This window comes from Nonomuraea sp. NPDC050328 (genome assembly GCF_044459405.1).
Classification (GTDB): Bacteria; Actinomycetota; Actinomycetes; order Streptosporangiales; family Streptosporangiaceae; genus Nonomuraea.
Map to the genome: position 1 here is coordinate 72189 of NZ_JBITIW010000001.1, position 19306 is coordinate 91494.

At 70.2% G+C, this 19306-nt stretch carries 21 protein-coding genes; 4 read left to right on the forward strand and 17 right to left on the reverse strand.

The genetic code is table 11. The features are described from left to right. Positions 1–191: 191 nt before the first annotated feature. From dprA to rpsP, 12 genes are all read right to left on the reverse strand, one after another. Positions 192–1370: a DNA-processing protein DprA gene (gene dprA, locus ACIBG7_RS00310; RefSeq protein ID WP_397334692.1), complete on the reverse strand. Its 1179-nt coding sequence runs from the start codon at positions 1368–1370 to the stop codon at positions 192–194. A gap of 21 nt (positions 1371–1391) precedes the next feature. After that, positions 1392–2927 carry a YifB family Mg chelatase-like AAA ATPase gene (locus ACIBG7_RS00315; protein ID WP_397334693.1) on the reverse strand — a complete coding sequence of 512 codons (1536 nt, stop codon included), beginning with the start codon at positions 2925–2927 and terminating at the stop codon, positions 1392–1394. After that, positions 2928–3281, reverse strand: a complete 354-nt coding sequence (locus tag ACIBG7_RS00320; protein WP_357918136.1) for a YraN family protein — start codon at positions 3279–3281, stop codon at positions 2928–2930. Between the two features lie 102 nt (positions 3282–3383). Continuing rightward, complete coding sequence (locus ACIBG7_RS00325; protein WP_357918134.1) at positions 3384–3707, reverse strand: DUF2469 domain-containing protein; 324 nt, start codon at positions 3705–3707, stop codon at positions 3384–3386. Between the two features lie 22 nt (positions 3708–3729). After that, on the reverse strand, positions 3730–4395 hold the full coding sequence (locus ACIBG7_RS00330; RefSeq protein ID WP_357918131.1) for a ribonuclease HII: 666 nt from the start codon (positions 4393–4395) through the stop codon (positions 3730–3732). Positions 4396–4446: 51 nt separating this feature from the next. After that, on the reverse strand, positions 4447–5046 hold the full coding sequence (lepB, locus tag ACIBG7_RS00335) for a signal peptidase I (RefSeq protein WP_357918128.1): 600 nt from the start codon (positions 5044–5046) through the stop codon (positions 4447–4449). Next, positions 5043–5879 carry a signal peptidase I gene (gene lepB / locus ACIBG7_RS00340; protein WP_357918125.1) on the reverse strand — a complete coding sequence of 279 codons (837 nt, stop codon included), beginning with the start codon at positions 5877–5879 and terminating at the stop codon, positions 5043–5045. Before lepB (ACIBG7_RS00340) ends, lepB (ACIBG7_RS00335) begins: the two co-directional genes overlap by 4 nt. Before the next feature lie 127 nt (positions 5880–6006). Continuing rightward, positions 6007–6369 carry a 50S ribosomal protein L19 gene (rplS, locus tag ACIBG7_RS00345; RefSeq protein ID WP_357918122.1) on the reverse strand — a complete coding sequence of 121 codons (363 nt, stop codon included), beginning with the start codon at positions 6367–6369 and terminating at the stop codon, positions 6007–6009. 106 nt (positions 6370–6475) lie between these two features. Further along, on the reverse strand, positions 6476–7237 hold the full coding sequence (gene trmD, locus ACIBG7_RS00350) for a tRNA (guanosine(37)-N1)-methyltransferase TrmD (protein ID WP_357918119.1): 762 nt from the start codon (positions 7235–7237) through the stop codon (positions 6476–6478). 25 nt (positions 7238–7262) lie between these two features. Next, positions 7263–7754 carry a ribosome maturation factor RimM gene (gene rimM / locus ACIBG7_RS00355; protein ID WP_397334694.1) on the reverse strand — a complete coding sequence of 164 codons (492 nt, stop codon included), beginning with the start codon at positions 7752–7754 and terminating at the stop codon, positions 7263–7265. A gap of 76 nt (positions 7755–7830) precedes the next feature. After that, positions 7831–8076: an RNA-binding protein gene (locus ACIBG7_RS00360; protein ID WP_357918113.1), complete on the reverse strand. Its 246-nt coding sequence runs from the start codon at positions 8074–8076 to the stop codon at positions 7831–7833. A gap of 1 nt (position 8077) precedes the next feature. Continuing rightward, on the reverse strand, positions 8078–8521 hold the full coding sequence (gene rpsP / locus ACIBG7_RS00365) for a 30S ribosomal protein S16 (RefSeq protein ID WP_397334695.1): 444 nt from the start codon (positions 8519–8521) through the stop codon (positions 8078–8080). A gap of 257 nt (positions 8522–8778) precedes the next feature. Here rpsP and ACIBG7_RS00370 point away from each other — a divergent pair, with 257 nt between their 5' ends. Further along, complete coding sequence (locus tag ACIBG7_RS00370) at positions 8779–9912, forward strand: hypothetical protein (RefSeq protein ID WP_397334696.1); 1134 nt, start codon at positions 8779–8781, stop codon at positions 9910–9912. A 168-nt stretch (positions 9913–10080) separates the two neighbouring features. Here the strand turns inward: ACIBG7_RS00370 and ffh are convergent, their stop codons facing one another. The 5 genes from ffh to ACIBG7_RS00395 all read right to left on the reverse strand — a co-directional run bounded on the left by ffh (position 10081) and on the right by ACIBG7_RS00395 (position 16027). Next, complete coding sequence (ffh, locus tag ACIBG7_RS00375; RefSeq protein WP_397334697.1) at positions 10081–11628, reverse strand: signal recognition particle protein; 1548 nt, start codon at positions 11626–11628, stop codon at positions 10081–10083. Positions 11629–11710: 82 nt separating this feature from the next. Further along, on the reverse strand, positions 11711–12295 hold the full coding sequence (locus ACIBG7_RS00380) for an ATP/GTP-binding protein (RefSeq protein ID WP_357918101.1): 585 nt from the start codon (positions 12293–12295) through the stop codon (positions 11711–11713). Further along, entirely contained in the window at positions 12276–12677 is a 402-nt protein-coding gene (locus ACIBG7_RS00385) for a DUF742 domain-containing protein (protein WP_397334698.1), read from the reverse strand. The genes ACIBG7_RS00380 and ACIBG7_RS00385 overlap by 20 nt, the downstream gene beginning before the upstream one ends. A gap of 51 nt (positions 12678–12728) precedes the next feature. Further along, complete coding sequence (locus ACIBG7_RS00390) at positions 12729–13151, reverse strand: roadblock/LC7 domain-containing protein (protein ID WP_357918098.1); 423 nt, start codon at positions 13149–13151, stop codon at positions 12729–12731. After that, positions 13148–16027 (reverse strand): nitrate- and nitrite sensing domain-containing protein, encoded by a 2880-nt coding sequence (locus tag ACIBG7_RS00395; RefSeq protein ID WP_397334699.1) that lies wholly within the window; start codon positions 16025–16027, stop codon positions 13148–13150. Before ACIBG7_RS00395 ends, ACIBG7_RS00390 begins: the two co-directional genes overlap by 4 nt. Positions 16028–16493: 466 nt before the next feature. Between ACIBG7_RS00395 and ACIBG7_RS00400 the strand changes: the two genes are divergently transcribed. The 3 genes from ACIBG7_RS00400 to ACIBG7_RS00410 all read left to right on the forward strand — a co-directional run bounded on the left by ACIBG7_RS00400 (position 16494) and on the right by ACIBG7_RS00410 (position 19297). After that, positions 16494–17285, forward strand: a complete 792-nt coding sequence (locus tag ACIBG7_RS00400; protein WP_357918092.1) for an ABC transporter permease — start codon at positions 16494–16496, stop codon at positions 17283–17285. Then, positions 17282–18073, forward strand: a complete 792-nt coding sequence (locus ACIBG7_RS00405) for an ABC transporter permease (protein ID WP_397334700.1) — start codon at positions 17282–17284, stop codon at positions 18071–18073. Before ACIBG7_RS00400 ends, ACIBG7_RS00405 begins: the two co-directional genes overlap by 4 nt. A 237-nt stretch (positions 18074–18310) precedes the next feature. Further along, a complete protein-coding gene (locus ACIBG7_RS00410) occupies positions 18311–19297 on the forward strand; it encodes an ABC transporter substrate-binding protein (RefSeq protein WP_357918086.1) in 987 nt (328 codons plus the stop codon). Positions 19298–19306: the final 9 nt, after the last annotated feature.

Below are 19306 nucleotides of genomic sequence, written 5' to 3' on the forward strand. Positions count from 1 at the left end.
TTGAAGGTGAGGGGCGGCAGGGAAGCGAGCGTCACGGGTGGCCACCGTCACGGGTGGCCAGCGTCACGGGTGGCCGGGGTTACAGGTGGCCGGGGTTACGGGTGGCCGGGGTTACGGGTGGCAAGAAGCGGGGTTACGGGGTTACGGGATGGCTGGGTTATGGGGTGGCTGGGGTTACGGGGTGGCGGAGGTTAGTGAGCGGTGGGGGTGCGGGTGGGGCGGAGGCGCCAGCCCTTGGGGGTGCGGTCGATATAGCCCGCGGCGGCCAAGCCGCCCAGGCAGCTGAGGGCGGTGGGAAGGTCGACGCCGGCCGAGACGGCGATGGTGGCCGGGCCGGCGGCGGTACGGGAGGGGACGGCGTCCAGCACACGACGGGTCTGGTCGTTGAGGGCGTCGAGAGGGAGGACAGGCCCCCGAGAGGGCGGGGCCAGGTCGGTGCCGAGGTCGCCGACAAGGTCGATGACCTCCTGGGCGGAGGTGACACAGACGGCACTGGCCTCACGCAGCAGGCGGTGGCAGCCGGCGGAGACCTCCGAGGTGATGGGGCCGGGGACGGCGGCAAGGGGGCGGCCAAGGGCGGTGGTGTGGCCGGCGGTGTTGAGGGCGCCGCTACGAAGGGCGGCCTCGACGACGACGGTGCCCCGGGCCAGGGCGGCAATGACCCGGTTACGGATGAGGAAGCGAGCACGGGTGGGGTGGACGCCGGGTGGGCACTCGCTGACCAGCACGCCTTGACGGCGGATGGCGGCGAAGAGGTCGGCATGCCCGCTCGGGTAGGCGACGTCCACCCCACAGGCCAGGACGGCGACGGTGGGTGAGTCGGCGGTGAGCGCACCCCGATGGGCCGCGCCGTCGATGCCATAGGCCCCGCCGGAGACGACGGTCCAGCCGCCGTCGGCGAGTTCGGCGGAAAGGTCGGCGGCCACGTGCACGCCATAGGCGGTGGAGGCCCGGGCACCGACGACGGCCACGGAGCGAAGGCAGGCGAAGCGGAGGTCGGCACTGCCGGAGACCCACAGCCCCAACGGAACGCCATGGCCGAGGGCCTCCAACTGGGTGGGCCACTCGGGGGTGCCGGGGGTGACGAGGCGGGCGCCGAGGTGCTCGCCCGCCCGCAGGTCGGCGGCGGGGTCACTGGCGGACAGGCGGGCGTGCCAGGTGGTCAGGCGGCGGAGGAGCTTGGCCCTGGCCAGGTCGGGGTGGTCGGCGGCGGCGATGACGCGGGCGATGAAGGGCTCCGGCAGGGTGCCCGAGCGGATGAGGGCGACGGCCTCGTCGGGGCCGTGGTGCCGGATCAGTTGGCCCATCACGGCGTCACCCACCTCGGCGGTGCGCATGAGGGTGGCCCGGGTCAGCAGGTCGTGGTTCATGGAGAGGTCCTTGAGGGGGGTCTAGCCGCCGACGCCGAGCCACAGCGCCAGGGCGCCGGTGGTCTCGTCCTCGCCGGGACGGTCCTTGTCGGCCAGGTCGGCGAGGGTCCAGGCGACGCGGACGATGCGGTCAAGGCCACGGGCACTGAGGGAACCGGTGTCGAGACCCGCACTGACCGGCTTCATCGCCTCCTCCGAAGGCCAGAAGCGGGCGTGCAGCTCCGCGGAGGACACCTCGGCGTTGGTCCGCCACGGGGTGCCGTCGAGCCGCTTGGCGGTGCGTTCGCGGGCGGCGAGCACCCGGGCCGCGACGACGGCGCTGCTCTCGACGAAGCGGCGGTCGGCCATGAGCTCCCGCTTGTTGGCCTGCGAGACGGTGACCTTGACGTCGATACGGTCGAGCAGCGGCCCGGACAGCCGGCCGATGTAGCGGCGGCGGACGGTGGGCGAGCAGGCGCACGCCTGACCGGGCCCGGCCGGCTGCGAGCAGGGGCACGGGTTGGCGGCGAGGATCAGGGTGAACCGGGCGGGAAAGGTGAGGGTGCCGACCGCGCGGGCGACCGTGACGCTCCCGGACTCCAGCGGCTGGCGGAGGGAGTCGAGCACCTGGCGCGGGAACTCGGGAGCCTCGTCAAGGAAGAGCGTCCCCCGGTGCGCCAGGGAGACGGCGCCGGGGCGGAGCACGGTGCTGCCACCGCCGACCATGGCCGCGGCGGTCGCGGTGTGGTGGGGGCTGACGAAGGGCGGCCGCACGACGAGGGGGCTGCTGGTGGGCAGGACGCCGGCGACCGACTGGATGGCCGTGACCTCCAGGGCGTGCTCGAGCGGGAGATCGGGCAGCAGCGTCGGCAGGCGCTCGGCCAGGAGGGTCTTGCCGGTGCCGGGCGGGCCGAGCATCCAGAGGTTGTGGCCGCCGGCCGCGCACACCTCCAGGGCGCGGCGGCCGATGGGCTGGCCGACGACGTCCGACAGGTCGACCGAGGGCTTCTCGGTGGTCGGGAGGGCGGCTTCGCCCGGCGAGAGGTCGAGCTGGGGCGGGGCCTCGCCGGTGCGGAGCCATTCGACGAGCTGGCGCAGATCTTTGACCGGGATCACCTGGACGTCGGGCACCAGGGCGGCCTCGCGGGCGTTGGCGGCGGGCACGGCCACGGTCGCCCGCCCGGTCTTGGCCGCGCCCAGGACCGCGGGCAGGATGCCGCGCACCGGACGGAGGCGGCCGTCGAGACCCAGCTCGCCGAGGAAGAACGGCTCGGCGATGCGGTCGGCCGGGACGACCCCGGCGGCCCCCAGGATGGCGATGGCGATGGCCAGGTCGAACTGGCTGCCGCGTTTGGGCAGGCTGGCCGGGAAGAGGCTGACCGTGATGCGCGCGTCGGGCCACGGGTAGTGGCTGTTGACCATCGCGGACCTGACGCGCTCGCGAGCCTCGCTGAGCGCGGTGTCGGGCAGGCCGATCAGGTGGATGCCGGCCAGGCCGTTGCCGACGTCGGCCTCGATCTCGACGATGCGGCCGCTGACCCCGACCAGGGCGACGCTGCGGGTGCGGGAGACGGCCATCTAGCTCACCCCGCGCACGTGGCGGAGGGCGAAGTCGCCGGCGAACCGCTCCAGGGCGATGACGTCGATCCGGACCGCGTCGAAGCGCGCGTCCTGCGTGCTGAGCCAGCGGGCGGCCAACGTGCGCAGCCTGGCCAGCTTCGCCTGCCGTACCGACTCCAGAGCGGTGCCGTGGGAGCGGCCCGAGCGAGTCTTCACCTCGACGACGACCAGGTTGCGCCCGTCACGGGCCAGGACGTCGATCTCGCCCAGGGCGCAACGCCAGTTGCGCTCCAGGATGGTCATGCCTCCGGAGCGCAGGTAGTCGACGGCGACCTGCTCGCCGTGTTTTCCGAGTTCGTCTTTCGCGGCCATGGGGACCACCTCCGGCCCCTGACTCTGGCCGAGCCGGGACCGGGACGCCGTCCCCCGAACCGCGTTCTGTGGACGGGGAGTCAGCCTGTGGACAACCGCGGGCTAGCTGGAGAAGCCCTCCTTGGGCATCTCCAGGTCACTCTTGGCGAGCTCCTCCACGTTCACGTCCTTGAACGTCACCACGCGGACGTTCTTCACGAACCGCGCGGGGCGGTACATGTCCCACACCCACGCGTCCTGCATGCGCACGTCGAAGAAGACGTCGCCGTTCTCCGCCGTGCGTACCTCGAGGTCCACCGAGTTGGTGAGATAGAAGCGCCGCTCCGTCTCCACCACATAGGTGAACAGGCCGACGACATCTCGGTACTCGCGGTAGAGCTGCAGCTCCATCTCGGTCTCGTACTTCTCGAGATCCTCTGCGCTCATCCCGTCCCTCCTGTCGCGCCCGTCATGCGGCTCCCACATCTCCATTCTCGCGCACTTCCCTACCGACCGTGACGAACGAGAAGCGATGATGCGCGCACGGCCCGTGCTCCTTCAACGCCAGCCGGTGCCGAAGCGTGACATATCCCTTGTGCTCCGCGAAGCCGTACGCGGGAAAACTCCCGTCAAGCTCGGTCATGATCCGGTCACGGGTCACCTTCGCCACGATCGACGCCGCCGCGACACACGCGGCGACCTGGTCACCCTTCCACACCGCCAGGGACGGCGCCGGCAGGCCCGGGACCGGGAACCCGTCGGTGAGGATGTACTCGGGAACCAGCGACAACCGCGCGACGGCCCGGCGCATTCCCTCGACGTTGCAGCGGTGCAGCCCGCGCGCGTCGATCACCTCGGGCGGGATGACGACGGTCTCGACGTAGGCGGACTTCGTGATCACCCCGTACAACCGCTCCCGTACGGCAGGCGTCAGCAGCTTGGAGTCGCCCAGCCCGGGGATCTCGCGCCGCAGGACCACCGCGGACACCACCAGAGGGCCCGCGCAGGCGCCACGGCCCGCCTCGTCGACCCCGGCGACGGGAGTGAGCCCGCGCCGCGCGAGCGCTCGCTCGTAGGCGTAGAGCCCGGAGTCGCGGCGCACGACGCTAGGCCGGGGACGAAACGAATGTGTCATGACAGTGGCAGCGTACGCCCCATACGCCGCAACCCGCGACCGATTGTCCGGTTACTGTGCGGAGTTGAGCTTGGCGAAGCTCTCCGGCGTGCTGATCACCGCGATGCGGTTGAGCGGCCAGTAGCGGAAGAAGGCGCTGCCCTCGACGTCGTCCACGGAGATCCAGCCGCCCGGGTCCTCGTAGTGCGCGCGCGAGTCGGCCGAGGCCGAGCGGTGGTCGCCCATCAGCCACAGCTTGCCCGGCGGCACCTTGACCGAGAACTCGTGCTCGGACGGCTTGTCACCCGGGTAGAGGTAGGACGACTCCTCCAGCGGCACCCCGTTGACCGTGATCCGGTCCTTGGCGTCGCAGCACTTCACCTGGTCGCCGCCGATGCCGATGACCCGCTTGATCGTCGCCTCGCCGTTCCAACCCTTGAACACCACGATCTCGCCGCGGTCGACCGAGCCGTCGAGCTTGTTCACGAACACCCGGTCGTCGATGAGCAGGGTGTTCTCCATCGACTCCGACGGGATGAAGTTGGAGCCGATCACGAAGTGCTGGAGCAGCAGGGCGAGGCCGACGCCGACCGCGAGCAGCACGACCGTCTCGCGGAACCCCCCGCCCTTCTTCTTCTCCGCCTTCGGGCTCTCGGCAATGGGCTCGCTCACTTCTTCTTCCGCCTCAACAACAGCCTCCGGCGCAGCAGCACTAGGGGGATCGCGCCCGCGAAGCCCGCGAGCAACGGGGTGGCTCCGCCCAGGGCCTGCAGGGCCGGCTGGGCGAAGGTCTCGGGGATGGGCAGGGTGGTGGCCCGCGAGAACGGCCAGACGATCACGAACGCCCGCCCCACGACGTGCTCGACCGGGATGGTGCCGCCGCCGACGTCGCCCTGGTGGGCGCGCGAGTCCTGGGAGACCACGCGGTGGTCGCCCATCACCCACAGCGCGTCCTGCGGCACGGTGACGTCGAAGTGCTCCTTGGAGGGCACGTCGCCCGGGTACAGGTAGCTCTTCTCGTCCAGCGGGACGCCGTTGACCGTCACCCGCTGCTTGTCGTCGCAGCACTTCACCCGGTCGCCGGCGACGCCGATGACCCGCTTGATGTAGTCCTTCTCGCCGGGGATCACGCCGAAGGCGGTGCCGACCCAGCGGAAGAAGGCCGCGATCGGGTTGGCCGGCTCCTCGTAGACGACCTCGCTGTCCCAGGAGTCGACGCCGGAGAAGACCACGACGTCGCCGCGCTCGATGTCACGCGTGTGGTAGACGAGCTTGTTCACCAGGACCCGGTCGTTGACCAGGAGGGTGTTCTCCATCGACTCGGAGGGGATGTAGAACGCCTGCACCACGAAGGACTTGATGATCAGAGCCAGCACCAGCGCCACGACCACGAGGACGGGGAGTTCCTTCCAGAACGACCCCTTCTTGTCCTTCTTGCCTTTGGCCGGCTTCTGGGTGTCTTCCGCGACCACGTCCACCTCGTTGTCCTGGCTCTCGCTAGTCATCGCCCACGAGCCTAGATGATGCGCGTGCGCGACAAGCCACGACCGACGGTACACCGGCCACGCGTCGGAAAAGATAAAGGAAATGGCCCGGTACGGCAGTGCCGTACCGGGCCATTCCGGACGCCGTTTACTTGGCGGTCGAGTTGTCGCGCTTCTCGCGGATGCGGGCGGCCTTGCCGCGCAGGTCACGCATGTAGTAGAGCTTGGCGCGACGCACGTCACCGCGGGTCACGAGGACGATCTTCTCGATGACCGGGCTGTGGACCGGGAAGGTCCGCTCGACGCCGACGCTGTAGCTGACCTTGCGGACCGTGAAGGTCTCGCGAGCGCCGGCACCCTGGCGGCGGAGCACGAAGCCCTTGAAGACCTGGATACGCGAGCGGTTGCCTTCGACGACTCGCACGTGAACCTCGAGCGTGTCACCGGGACGGAAGTCCGGGACGTCGCTGCGCAGGCTCGCCTTGTCGAGCTCCTGGATCTTCGTGTGCATGAGAACTATCCTCAACGTTTCGACGAGCACGCGGAGGTCCACCCGGCCTGGGCTCGAGGGGGACACGCGTACATGACTAAGCAGACCCGGAAAGCGGGCCAGCGATTCAGTGTGCCATATCTTCCGGCCCGGCGCGAAACGACAGCTCGTCCAGCACCCGGCGATCATGCTTGTCGAGGTCGGTGAGCCGCGCGGCGAGATCGGGCCGGTTGCGCACGGTCTTCTTCAGCGCCTCGTCGCGCCGCCACCGCGCCACCTTCCCGTGGTGGCCGGACAGCAGCACGTCGGGTACGGCCCGATCGCGCCAGACCGGCGGTTTGGTGTAGACCGGGCCCTCCAGGAGGTTCTCCATCGCGCCCGGCGCGAAGGAGTCGTCCACCGCGGAGTGCGCGTTGCCCAGCACGCCGGGCAGCAGTCGGCCGATGGCCTCCATCATCACCAGCACGGCCACCTCGCCCCCGGCGAGCACGTAGTCGCCGATGCTGACCTCGTCGGCGTCGTACTCGGCCATCACCCGTGAGTCGATGCCCTCGTAGCGCCCGCAGGCGAAGATCAGCCACGGTTCGCGGGCCAGCTCCTGGGCCTTGGCCTGGGTGAAGGGACGGCCGCTGGGCGTGGGCACGACCAGCTTCGGCGTGCCGCCGTCGATGATCGAGTCGAGCGCCTCGCCCCACGGCTCGGGCTTCATGACCATGCCGGGGCCGCCGCCGTACGGGCTGTCGTCGACGGTCTTGTGCACGTCGTGCGTCCAGTCGCGGAGCTGGTGCAGGCGCACGTCGAGGTCGCCGCGCTCGCGGGCCTTGCCGATGAGCGAGACGTCCAGCGGCGCGAAGTACTCCGGGAAGATCGAGACGATGTCGACCCTCATCGCGCGGACCTTCCGGCGGAGCCGCTCACAGCAGGCCCTCGGGCGGGTCCACCACGAGCCGGCCGCCCTCGACGTCCACCTCGGGGACCAGTGCCTTGACGAAGGGGATGTAGGCGTCCTCGCCGCCGCCGCGCCGGACGACCAGGAGGTCCTGGCCGTGGTGCAGCACGTCGGTGACCTCGCCGACCGGCTCGCCGGAGACCGTGACCACGGCCAGGCCGATGAGCTGGTGGTCGTGGAACTCGTCGGGGTCGCCGGTGGGCGCCACGTCCTCGGAGTCGATGAGCAGCATCGTGTCGCGCAGCTCCTCGGCGGCCTCGCGGCTGCGCACGCCCTCCACCGAGAGCAGGAGCACGCCCTTGTGCCACCGGGCGGCCTCGACCACGACCGGTCCGGCGTCGGTGGCGAAGACGGTGCCGGGGCGGAACCGCTCCTCGGGATCGTCGGTGCGCACCTCGACGGTCACCTCGCCGCGCACTCCGTGCGGACGGCCGATGCGGCCGACGGCCAGCTTCACCTTGGGGACTTCCCTTCCAGAAACGACCACACCCCCACCGGTGAACCGATGAGGGCGCGTTCGCTACGAACTTTCGCTAGCGGGCCACTTCGTACAGATCGCGCAAGTCGACCTGCACTCGCTTCCCGCCGGCCAGGGCGTTGACCACGGTGCGCAGCGCCTTGGCGGTGCGACCGTTGCGGCCGATGACCTTGCCGAGGTCGTCGGGATGCACCCGGACCTCGAGCACGCTCCCGCTGCGGATGCGGCGGGCGCGGACCCGGACATCGTCAGGATGTTCGACGATGCCCTTCACGAGGTGCTCGAGTGCCTCCTCGAGCATGTCAGGCCTCGGCCAGAGTCTCGGTGGCGGCCTCCTCGGCGGGGGCCTCCTCCTTCTTCTTGGCCTTCTTCGGCGTGGTGGCGGCGGTGCCGGTGTCGCCACCGGACATGGCCTCCTTGGCCGCGGCCTCGTACACGGCGTGCCGGTCGGCCTTCGGCTCGGCGACCAGCAGCGGCGCCGGAGCCGCCTCGCCCTTGAACTTCTGCCAGTCGCCGGTGAGCTTGAGCAGCTTCAGCACGGGCTCGGTCGGCTGCGCGCCGACACCCAGCCAGTAAGCGGCGCGCTCAGCGTCGATCTGGATGAAGGAGGGGTTCTCCTTCGGGTGGTACAGGCCGATCTCCTCGATCGCCCGGCCGTCACGCTTGGTGCGGCTGTCGGCGACGATGATGCGGTACTGCGGGTTGCGGATCATGCCGAGCCGCTTGAGCTTGATCTTGACTGCCACGGGTGTGGTCTCTCCTGCTTCAGAGCGTGGGTGAACGACGTCGCACCGAGTGGGGCACGATGGGAAGCCGCTCGAAGGGACAGGCGCGACCGGCAGGAGATGAGAGGGCACCCACCTGGCCACGATGTTCCAACATGTCATTGTGCCAGACCGCGGGCACTGCCTTCGACCAGGTACGGCAGGCGAGCCGCAAAACCTCGGTAAGCCGTGCGTGTCCCCCGCCCGCACCGGGGGGAGGTTGCGGGGCAATAGCACGCGTGACGACCACCACGAAGACTCGCGCGCTGCTGACCGCGGCAGCGGCCACGCTCACGGCCGGCGCACTGCTGCTGTCCGCGGCCGGCGCCTCCACCGGCGAATACGGCAAAGCCTCGGGCGTGCAGCTCTACCTGCCGCCCGTAGACCTGCTCGGCCAGCCGGCCTACTCCGGCATCTGGGGTACGGTCGCCGTCGAGAACACGCCCGGCACCGACACCGCCGTCCATCCCACCTGGCCGGACCCGGACGGCATGAGCCGGTTCATGTCGCTGGCCAACGGCACCCTGTACGCCAGCGGCGTGGACGCGCCCGACGCCTGGGAAGGCCGCGCCGACCTGGTCGTCAACCGCTTCGCGCTCAGCCCGTCGGCCACCGTGCCGCTGCTGTCCACCGGCAACGTCAACAACTACGCGCGGTGCACCGAGCAGGCCAAGGGCTTCGCGGCGGTGCAGTCCGCGCCGGGCACGATCAGGATCCTGGGCGACGCGCCCGCCGGGGGCACCGCCATCGAGAACGGCCAGACGGTGTCCGGAACCGTGACCGGCGCGCAGCTCGGGTTCCCGAACATCGACAGCGCGAAGATCACCGCCCGGAGGACCGACCACGAGACCCCGCCGGGCGCGCTTCCTGCCGAGGCCTGGATCGAGATCACCTTCACCGGCGTGATCAAGGACGAGGGCGGCCGGAAGTACTCGGGGCCGCTGGCCTCCGTCGTCCTCGCCAGGACCTGCGCCTTCTGCAAGCCGAAGCCGAAGCCGACGCCGACCACGCCGACCCCGACCTACACCACTCCGGGCCCGACGCCCACCACTCCGGGGCCGACACCCACCACCCCGACCCCGACCTACACCACTCCGGGCCCGACGCCCACGACACCCGGACCGACGCCCACGACACCCGGACCGACGCCCACCACGCCCGGGCCGACGCCCACGACCCCGACGGCCACGACTCCGACCTCGGACCGGCCGCGCCCCCACCGCCCGCATGACCACGGGGGCGGCGGACGCGGCCCGGGCTCGGACGACCTGCCCATGACCGGCCTGCCGCTGGTCTACCCGGCGCTCGCCGTCGCCGCCATCGGCGCGGGACTCGCCATCCGCTACGTGAGCCGGCGCCGCCGTACCGAATAAAGAACCGACAACTGAGAAACGATGAAAGCCGGTGCTCCCGAAGGAGCACCGGCTTTCATCGTCATCAAGGTCAGGCGCGCGGGATGACCCCCAGCGCCTGCAACGCGTAGAGCACCGCGATCGCCAGCACGAGAACGGCGATGATCAACTGTGCCCGGCGCGGGTTCTTCACTTCTGCTCCGGCGGCAGGTTGAGCTTGGACGGGTCGAAGCCGGGCGGCAACTGCATGCCCGGCGGCAGCCGCAGGTTGCCCAGCGCCCCGCCCTTGGGCTTGTCGGCCGCGGGCGGCGTCTCGGCGTCCTTGGCCTTGCCGAGCGCGGCCTTGCGCGGGTCACCGCTGACCCGCCGGCCCTTGCTCTTCTTGGCCTGCTTGGCCGCCTTGCCCCGGCCGCCGGGCATGCCCGGGATGCCGACGCCGCTGGCCATGCGCTTCATCATCTTCTGGGCCTCGAAGAAGCGCGTGACGAGGTTGTTGACCGCCGAGACCTCGACGCCCGAGCCCTTAGCGATGCGCGCCCGGCGGGAGCCGTTGATCATCTTGGGGTCGCCGCGCTCGGCCGGCGTCATCGAGCGGATGATCGCCTGGATGCGGTCGAGGTCGCGCTCGTCGATGGAGTTGAGCTGGTCGCGCATCTGCCCCATGCCGGGCATCATGCCGAGCAGGTTCTTGATCGGCCCCATCTTGCGGACCATCATCATCTGCTCGAGGAAGTCGTCGAGCGTGAAGTCCTCGCCCGAGGTGAGCTTGCCCGCCATCTTGGCGGTCTGCTCCTCGTCGAAGGTCTTCTGGGCCTGCTCGATCAGGGTGAGGATGTCACCCATGTCGAGGATGCGGGAGGCCATCCGGTCGGGGTGGAAGGCGTCGAAGTCTTCCAGCTTCTCGCCGGTGGAGGCGAACATGATCGGCTTGCCGGTGATGTGCCGGACCGACAGGGCCGCGCCGCCGCGGGCGTCGCCGTCGAGCTTGGTGAGGACGACGCCGTCGAAGCCGACGCCCTCCATGAACGCCTGGGCGGTGGTGACCGCGTCCTGGCCGATCATGGCGTCGACGACGAAGAGCACCTCGTCGGGCTGGACCGCGTCGCGGATGTCGGCGGCCTGCTTCATCAGCTCGGAGTCGATGCCGAGGCGGCCGGCGGTGTCGATGACGACCACGTCGTGCTGCTGGCGCCGGGCGTGCTCGATGGAGTCGCGGGCGGCCTGGACCGGGTCGCCGACGCCGTTGCCGGCGAAGGGGGCGTAGACCGGGACGCCGGCCCGCTCGCCCATGACCTGGAGCTGCTGGACCGCGTTGGGGCGCTGGAGGTCGGCGGCGACCAGCATGGGCACGTGGCCCTGGTCGCGCAGCCACTTGGCCAGCTTGCCGGCCAGGGTCGTCTTGCCCGCGCCCTGGAGGCCGGCGAGCATGATGACCGTGGGCGGGGTCTTGGCGTAGCGCAGCCGGCGGGTCTCGCCGCCGAGGATCGCGATGAGCTCGTCATTGACGATCTTCACGACCTGCTGGGCGGGGTTGAGCGCCTGGGAGACCTCGGCGCCGCGGGCGCGCTCCTTGACCTGCGCGACGAAGGCCCTGACCACGGGAAGCGCCACATCGGCCTCGAGCAGGGCGATGCGGATCTCGCGGGTGGTCGCGTCGATGTCGGCCTCGGAGAGGCGTCCCTTGGCACGGAGGGAGGAGAAGACCGATGTCAGGCGGTCGGAAAGCGTCTCGAACACGTGGTTGACCAGTCCTCGGAGATCTTTACGGCACGGGCGCGCACCCGGGGCGCGCGCCCGCGTTCAGGCGTGGTTTCCCAGCCTATCCCCAACCGGGCACCGCCATGCGCTGGCTGAGCGCATGCTCCACGAGCGTGATCAATGCCGATTTGACCGAGTCCTTGGACCTGGCGTCCAGCCGGACGATAGGGATCCCAGGTGAGAGGGTGAGCGCCTCGCGCACCTCGGCCTCGCCGTGCGAGAACGAGCCGTCCCAGCCGTTGACTCCCACCACGAAAGGCAGTTTGGCCTCTTCGAAGTAGTCGATGGCCGGGAAGCTGTCGGCCAGCCGCCGGGTGTCGACCAGCACCACCGCGCCGATCGCCCCCCGCACCAGGTCGTCCCACATGAACCAGAACCGGTGCTGACCAGGCGTCCCGAACAGGTACAGGATCAGATCCCGGTCCAGCGAGACCCGCCCGAAGTCCATGGCCACCGTGGTCGTGGACTTCAGCGGCGTCATGCCCAGGTCGTCCACCCCGACCGAGGCGTCGGTCATGACCGCCTCGGTCGTCAGCGGCATGATCTCCGACACCGCTCCGACGAAGGTCGTCTTCCCCACGCCGAACCCACCGGCCACCACGATCTTCGTGGAGGTGAGGCCGGTGCTAGAGCCTGCGAAGTCCACTGAGCACCCTTTCGAGCAGGTTGACGTCTGGCCTTCCCTCGTCCAGCTGCGGCTGGTGGACGCGGACCAGACCCTCGGCCGCCATGTCGGCGATCAGCACCCTGACCACCCCGAGCGGCATCCGCATCAGCGCGGAGACCTCGGCGACCGATCTGATCTGCCGGCACAACTGGCTGATCGCCTGGTACTCCGGCGTCATGTAACTCAGCTCGCGCTGTTCCGCGGTCGCCGAGGAGACCAGGGCCTCCATGGCCAGCTTCATGCGCGGAGCCGTCCGGCCGCCGGTCACCGCGTACGGGCGCACCGGGGAGGCCGGATCGGAGGGAGGCGGGGGCTGGGGAACCGGTTCCCACCCGCCGCTGTTCCATCGTGGATCGCTCACCGGACTAAACCCCGTTCCGCCTGGAAGGCACCACGCGTCTGTCTCACGTCATCACCTGGTCTGGCTGGCGCGCAGTTCAGCGCGTACGGCAGGCGTCAGCACCTGGCCGGCCCGCTCGACGAGGACGGTCATCTGGTAGGCCACCAGGCCCATGTCGCAGTCGGGCGCGGCCAGCACCGCCAGGCAGGACCCGTCGCTGATCGCCATGATCAGCATGAGCCCGCGCTGCATCTCGACGATCGTCTGGTTGACCGCGCCGCCCTCGAAGACCCGCGCCGCCCCCTGTGTCAGGCTGATCAGTCCGGAGGCGATGGCGGCGAGCTGGTCGGCCCGGTCCGGCGGGAAGCCGGACGAGGCCGCGAGGGGCAGGCCGTCGGACGAGACGACCACGGCGTGCGCGACGCCAGGCACTGTCGAGACGAAGTCGGTGATCAACCAGTCGACTCCGCGAGCCCCGCGGCTCAGATCGTTCATTCGTCCTCCTCCCTGCTATCAACGTTCCGGGAGCCGGGGGGTTGCGCCCGGCCCTCGCTGAGATCCGCGCGCGCGGCGCGGAAGCCCTGCTGGAAGCTCGACAACCGGCTGCGGACCCGCTCGGGCGGCAGCGCCGGGGCCGGCGGGGGCGCCGGTGCGGCGGCCTTCGCGGCGGCATCGGCCGAGCCGGGCACCAGGTTGGCCTTGGGGACCCGCTTGGGCAGGCCCGCCGAGGTCGAGCCGTCGTTCACCGGCTCACGGGCGGCGGCCGCGGCGTTCCAGCCGGCGTCGGCCTTGGTGGTGCCCCAGGAGCTGGTGCCGCCCTGCTCGAACCAGGCCGACTCCACCGAGGCGAAGATCGGCAGGAACTCGTCGCCGGCGCTCGGCGGCTTGACCACCGGGATCGGGCCGGTGGCCGCCGACTCGGTCTCCGGGAAGTCGAAGGACTTGCGCTCCGGGGTCCGCTCGGGCGGGAAGGTCCAGCTCGGCGGCTCCTCCGGCGGCGCGGGCGGGGCGTTCCAGCCACGCGAGGCCAGCCACGGGTCGGCGGTGTCGAAGGTGCCGCCGGTGGAGAAGGCGCTGTCGCTGGTGAAGCCGCCGGTGCCGAAGCCGGATCCCGCGGAGGGGAAGGCCGAGGCGGGCGAGTCGGCCGGCCACGAGGGGCCGGGGTCGGAGGGCCAGCGCTGCTCGCCGCCGAAGCCCGGGCCGCCGAACTGCGGTTCCCGTGCCGGCGGCTCGCCGTACTGCGGCGTCGCGGGCCAGGAGCCGGGCATCTGCTCGGGGATGATCGGGGCGTGCATCGACGGCGCGGCCAGGGCCGGGGAGGCCGAGGCGAACGGGTCGGAGCTGTGCGCCGGGCCGGGGACGGAGCCGGGCATGCCGGGGGCCGCACCGGTCAGGCCGGGCTGCGCGCCGAGCAGGGACTCGGGCAGCAGCACCATGGCGGTCAGGCCGCCGGCGCCGTGCGGACGGAGCTGGACGCGGACGCCGTGCCGGTGGGCCAGCCTCGCGACCACGAACAGGCCCATGCGGCGGGAGACGGAGACGTCGACCGTCGGGCTGTTCTCCAGGCGCTCGTTGGCGTGGGCCAGTTCCTCCTGCGTCATGCCGATGCCGTTGTCGGTGATCGACAGCATGATCGCGCCACCGTCGATGCGGCTGGCGGAGACGACCACCCGGGTCTCGCGCGGGGAGAACGACAGCGCGTTCTCCACCAGCTCGGCCAGCAGGTGGATGATGTCGTTGACGGCCTGGCCGGCGACGGAGGCGCCGTCCGGCACCTGCAGCGCGACCCGCTCGTAGTTCTCGACCTCCGACAGCGAGGCGCGGGCCACGTCGACCAGCTTGACCGGCTGGCTCCAGCGGCGCGGCGGGTCCTGGCCGGCGAGGACCAGGAGGTTCTCGGAGTTGCGCCGCATGCGGGTGGCCAGGTGGTCGAGCTTGAACAGGTTGCCGAGCCGCTGCTCGTCCTGCTCGCCCTGCTCCAGGCTGTCGATCAGGGTGATCTGCCGCTCGACCAGGGTCTGGGAGCGGCGCGAGAGGTTGACGAACATCGCGTTGACGTTGGCGCGCAGGCGGGCTTCCTCGCCGGCCAGCCGTACCGCCTCGCGGTGGACCTCGTCGAAGGCCCGGGCGACTTCACCGACCTCGTCCTCGGAGACGACGCCGATCGGGTCGACCTGGGCGGCGGCCAGGTCACCGGACTCGCGCAGCCGGCGGACGGTCTCCGGAAGCCGCTGACCGGCGATCTCCAGGGCCTCGCCGCGCAGCGTGCGCAGCGGGCGGACCAGCGAGCGGGCCATCACCGCGGTGACGATCAGGACCGCGACCAGCAGGGCCAGGATGAGCGCGGCGACCACGATGGCGCTGCGCTGCTCCGACTCCTTCAGCGTACGGCTGCGCAACATGATCGAGTCGGCGATCTGGATCTCGACCTTGCGCATCCGGTCGACGGTGGTGGAGGCGGCCTCGAACCACTGCTCCTCGGCCTGCTGCCCGCCGAGCAGGCGGTCGGCCAGGAGGCGGTTGCGCCCGGTCAGGAACAGCGCGCGGGCGCGCATGAACTCCGCCTGGTCGATCTTCTGGCCGCTGACCGTGTCGTCGTAGGTGTTGCGGAGCGCCAGGGGCGCCTCGCTGCGGAAGGTGTTCAGCTCGGAGTCGCGCTGGGAGCGGGCGGTGACGAAGTCGGAGCGCTGCGCCTCGGTGAAGCGGCCGGCCGCCAGGCCCGCCAGCAGGAGGGCGCGCTCGCGCGACATCTGCGCCTTGGCCCGGGACAGGGCGCCGAAGGTGGCCACGCTGTGCGACAGCTCGGTGTCGACCGCACCCTGGGAGACCTGCTCGTGGATGGCGAGCAGGTCGCGGATGATCTGCTCGTACAGGTTGATGACGGTGCCGGTGTCGAAGAGCGACTCGGCGGCCGCCTTGCGGGCGACGGCGAGCTCGTCCATGCGGTTGCGCACCTGGCGGATGTCGGCGGCGTCCACGTAGTCGGAGTCGGAGGCCCGCTGGACGATCGGTCCGAGCTCGCTCTTGGTCTTGTCCACCACGCCTTGCTGCGTCTGCATCTTCTCGACCGCGCCCTGCTGGCGCCCCTCGGCCACCCACCAGGCGGTGAGGTCGCGTTCGAGCTGGAGCTGGTCGGCGAAGGTGGCCAGCTTCCCGGCCAGTTCCGCGGTGTCGCTGACGCGCTGGTACTGGATCGCGCTGCTCACCGAGGAGGCGACGCTGACGCCGCCGAGGATGAGGGCGGCGGCCGTCGGCAGGACGACCAGGACGACGAGCTTGGAGCGGACGCGCCAGTTGCGCAGCGCGAAGATGCCGCCCTTGGACCGGGCGGCGGCGCGGGCGGGGGCCGGCGAAGGGGCCGAGTTCGCCACTGGGGCCTCAGGGTCGACGGCGGCGTCGGGCCCGACATCCCGACTGCCGCGTGAAGATGCAGTCCTCAATGACGTCCGCAACCTCTCTCGGATGGACTGAAGCACGTGATCTCGCAGCGCAGTTCTCGCTGTGACTCATGAGTATCCACGTGGCGAATGATTATTTGAGCACATCCGGATTACTTCGGCCAATGGCCCAGACAGAGCATTCACCCCATACCCCGCCAGACCCTACCCATTTCGGACATATGACACAGGGTCAAGGAGCGATTCGGACATAAGCGGACAGATGATGGTTTTTGACCGCAGGAGTGGCCATAGTTCCGGGTGATTAGTCCGTTCTGCTCCGCTACTCTGGCGCGAGTCACCGCTTCAGCCCTCGGCTGCGCGAATTTGAGGACACACATTATTGCCCTCGGCCTTGGGCGCTAAACACGAGGAGACCCATGCGGATAGGACAGTTCCCATGAGGGCACCGAGCTGGACCGAAAACAAAGTGGTGTGCGGCGTGCTCGGCGTCGTGGGCGTCACGCTCCTCGCCGAACTGGCCGGGCGCACCGGTCTGATCTCCACGGATCTGTTCCCGCTGGCCTCGACGATCATCGCCGAGGCGATCACGCTCATCGCCGACCCGGCGTTCCTGGGCGACATCGCGGGCACCTTCGGCGCCTGGGCCGCCGGGCTGGCGCTGACCGTACTGCTGGCCGTACCGGCCGGGCTGGTCCTGGGCAGCGTGCCGGCACTGGAGGCGGTGGCGCGGCCGGTGATCGAGTTCCTGCGGCCGATCCCGTCGATCGCGATCATCCCGCTGGCCGTCTTCCTGTTCCCGGACAACCTGCAGATGAAGATCGGGGTCATCGCCTACGCGTCCACCTGGCCGATCCTGATCAACACGATCTACGGGGTGAAGGACGTGGACCCGCTGGCCAAGGAGACGCTGCGCACCTTCGGCTTCGGCCGGTCGGCCGTGCTCGCCCGGGTCTCGCTGCCCAGCGCCGCGCCGTTCATCGCCACCGGGATCCGCATCGCCGCCGGCTTCGGCCTCATCGTCGCGATCAGCGCGGAGCTGATCAGCAGCCAGGAATCCGGGATCGGCACCTTCATCCTGGAGGCCGGCAGCAGCCCCGAGGGCGTGCTGCTCACCGTCGCCGCGGTGCTGTGGGCGGGCGTGCTGGGCCTGCTGACCAACGCCGCGTTCGTGGGCGCGGAACGGCGGATGTTCCGCTGGCACACGGCCAAGACCGGAGGCGCCCGATGAACCGGTTCACCCTCACGCTGACGCGGATCGCGGTGTTCGCGGCCATCCTGGGCGGCTGGGAGCTGCTCGCCCGGGCGGGCGAGAGCACCTTCTACCCGCCGCCGTCGGCCATCGCGGCGAAGGCCGTGGAGATGTGGTTCTCCGGCCCGGCCGGGCAGCTCTGGCTGTCGGAGGCGGCGCTGGGCCACTTCCCGCCCAGCATCGGGCGGCTGCTGGTCGGCTGGGTGCTGGCCGGCGTCATCGGCATCGGGCTCGGGCTGCTGCTCGGCCGTACCGCCGTGGCGTTGCGCTTCCTCGACCCGGTCATCCAGTTCGGCCGGGCGCTGCCGCCGCCCGCGCTGCTGATGGTCTTCCTCGCCCTGTTCGGCAGCGGGCCGCGGATGCAGATCGCGGTGATCGCCTTCGGCATCGTCTGGCCGGTGCTGTTCAACACCATCGACGGGGCGCGCAACGTGGACGCGCTCTACCTGGAGTCGGCCCGGGCCTTCGGGCTGAGCGGGCGGCAGCGGCTGACCAAGGTGATCCTCCCGGCCGCGGCGCCGAAGATCTTCGCCGGGCTGCGGGTGAGCCTGTCGCTGGCGCTGATCCTCATGGTCATCTCGGAGCTGGTGGGCGCCACCGACGGGATCGGCTTCCAGTTGCTGACGGCTCAGCGCAACTTCGACCTCGCGAGCGTGTGGGGGCTGGTCATCCTCCTCGGCGTCCTCGGACTGCTGCTGAACGGGCTGTTCTTGCTGGTGGAGAGGCGTTTGCTGGCCTGGCACCGGTTCGCGCGGCAGACCGTCTGATCCATCCCACAATCAGACGACATATTCCAAATACACAGTTTTTATTACCGAATGTCCGGATTCATGGGCGCTTTTCTGGGGGCCCAAGAATCCGGACATTTCCTTACAAGCAAGGCCAAGGGGTAACAGGAGGAATCCGGCAATATAGGTCAATCCATCGCCTTGCGCTAAGCTCATCGACCGCAAGATCACAGCTTGGGCGTGTATTTCGGCACGCGCTTCCCCCCGGGAGAGTCCATGTCCGGTCTCCGGCGTCGCATAAGCATTTCCGCACTAGTCGTCTCACTCGCCCTCGCCGCCACCGCCTGCGGTGGCGGCGGCAGCACCACCAGCTCGGGGACGGGCGGTCTGGAGAAGACCGACCTCACCGTCGGCATGCTGCCGCTGCCCGAGGTCGCGCCGGTCCAGATCGCCATCGACAAGGGCTTCTTCAAGGCCGAGGGCCTGAACGTCAAGGTCCAGACCATCCAGGGTGGCGCGGCGGCCATGGGCGAGCTGGCCTCCGGCAAGCTCGACGTGCTGCACTCCAACTACGTCTCCGCGCTGAAGGCCTCCGCCGAGAACGTCGCCAAGCTGAAGGTGATCGCCGAGGCCTACGTGGCCAAGCCGAACAACTTCCTGCTGATGGCCAAGAAGGACTCCCCGGTCACCTCGATGGCCGACCTCAAGGGCAAGAAGATCGCCGTCAACACGCTGAACAACGTGGCGACGCTGACCGTGAGCGCCCAGCTCGAGGTCGCCGGCCTCAAGCCGGAGGACGTGCAGTTCGTGGAGCACCCCTTCCCCGAGATGCCCGGCATGCTGGAGCAGGGCCAGATCGACGCGGCCTTCCTCCCCGAGCCCTTCCACGAGCTGGCCGCCAGCAAGAACGGCGCCAAGACCATCACCGACCTGATGCAGGGCCCGACCGCCGACTTCCCGATCGCCGGCTACCTGGTGACCGAGGAGTTCGCGAGCAAGAACCCGAAGACCGTCGCGGCCTTCCAGCGCGGCCTCACCAAGGCCATCGAGCTGGCGATCAGCAACTCCGACGAGGTGGACGCGGCGCTGCCGAAGTACACCAAGATCGACCAGGCCACGGCCGACCTGATGCAGCTCGGCGGCTACTCCACCTCGGTGAACCCGACCCGGCTCCAGCGGGTGGCGGACCTGATGCTGAAGTTCGGCTACCTCAAGGCGAAGTTCGACGTGGCGCCCCTGGTGCACTCCCCGGCTGCTTCCTGACCCGCACCG

Bases quoted from the DNA above. Each gene is read 5' to 3' on its own strand.
- dprA (WP_397334692.1), bottom strand. From the start codon at position 1,370: ATGAACCACGACCTGCTGACCCGGGCCACCCTCATGCGCACCGCCGAG.
- ACIBG7_RS00315 (WP_397334693.1), bottom strand. From the start codon at position 2,927: ATGGCCGTCTCCCGCACCCGCAGCGTCGCCCTGGTCGGGGTCAGCGGC.
- ACIBG7_RS00320 (WP_357918136.1), bottom strand. From the start codon at position 3,281: ATGGCCGCGAAAGACGAACTCGGAAAACACGGCGAGCAGGTCGCCGTC.
- ACIBG7_RS00325 (WP_357918134.1), bottom strand. From the start codon at position 3,707: ATGAGCGCAGAGGATCTCGAGAAGTACGAGACCGAGATGGAGCTGCAG.
- ACIBG7_RS00330 (WP_357918131.1), bottom strand. From the start codon at position 4,395: ATGACACATTCGTTTCGTCCCCGGCCTAGCGTCGTGCGCCGCGACTCC.
- lepB (WP_357918125.1), bottom strand. From the start codon at position 5,879: ATGACTAGCGAGAGCCAGGACAACGAGGTGGACGTGGTCGCGGAAGAC.
- rplS (WP_357918122.1), bottom strand. From the start codon at position 6,369: ATGCACACGAAGATCCAGGAGCTCGACAAGGCGAGCCTGCGCAGCGAC.
- trmD (WP_357918119.1), bottom strand. From the start codon at position 7,237: ATGAGGGTCGACATCGTCTCGATCTTCCCGGAGTACTTCGCGCCGCTG.
- ACIBG7_RS00360 (WP_357918113.1), bottom strand. From the start codon at position 8,076: ATGCTCGAGGAGGCACTCGAGCACCTCGTGAAGGGCATCGTCGAACAT.
- ACIBG7_RS00390 (WP_357918098.1), bottom strand. From the start codon at position 13,151: ATGAACGATCTGAGCCGCGGGGCTCGCGGAGTCGACTGGTTGATCACC.
- ACIBG7_RS00400 (WP_357918092.1), top strand. From the start codon at position 16,494: ATGAGGGCACCGAGCTGGACCGAAAACAAAGTGGTGTGCGGCGTGCTC.
- ACIBG7_RS00405 (WP_397334700.1), top strand. From the start codon at position 17,282: ATGAACCGGTTCACCCTCACGCTGACGCGGATCGCGGTGTTCGCGGCC.
- ACIBG7_RS00410 (WP_357918086.1), top strand. From the start codon at position 18,311: ATGTCCGGTCTCCGGCGTCGCATAAGCATTTCCGCACTAGTCGTCTCA.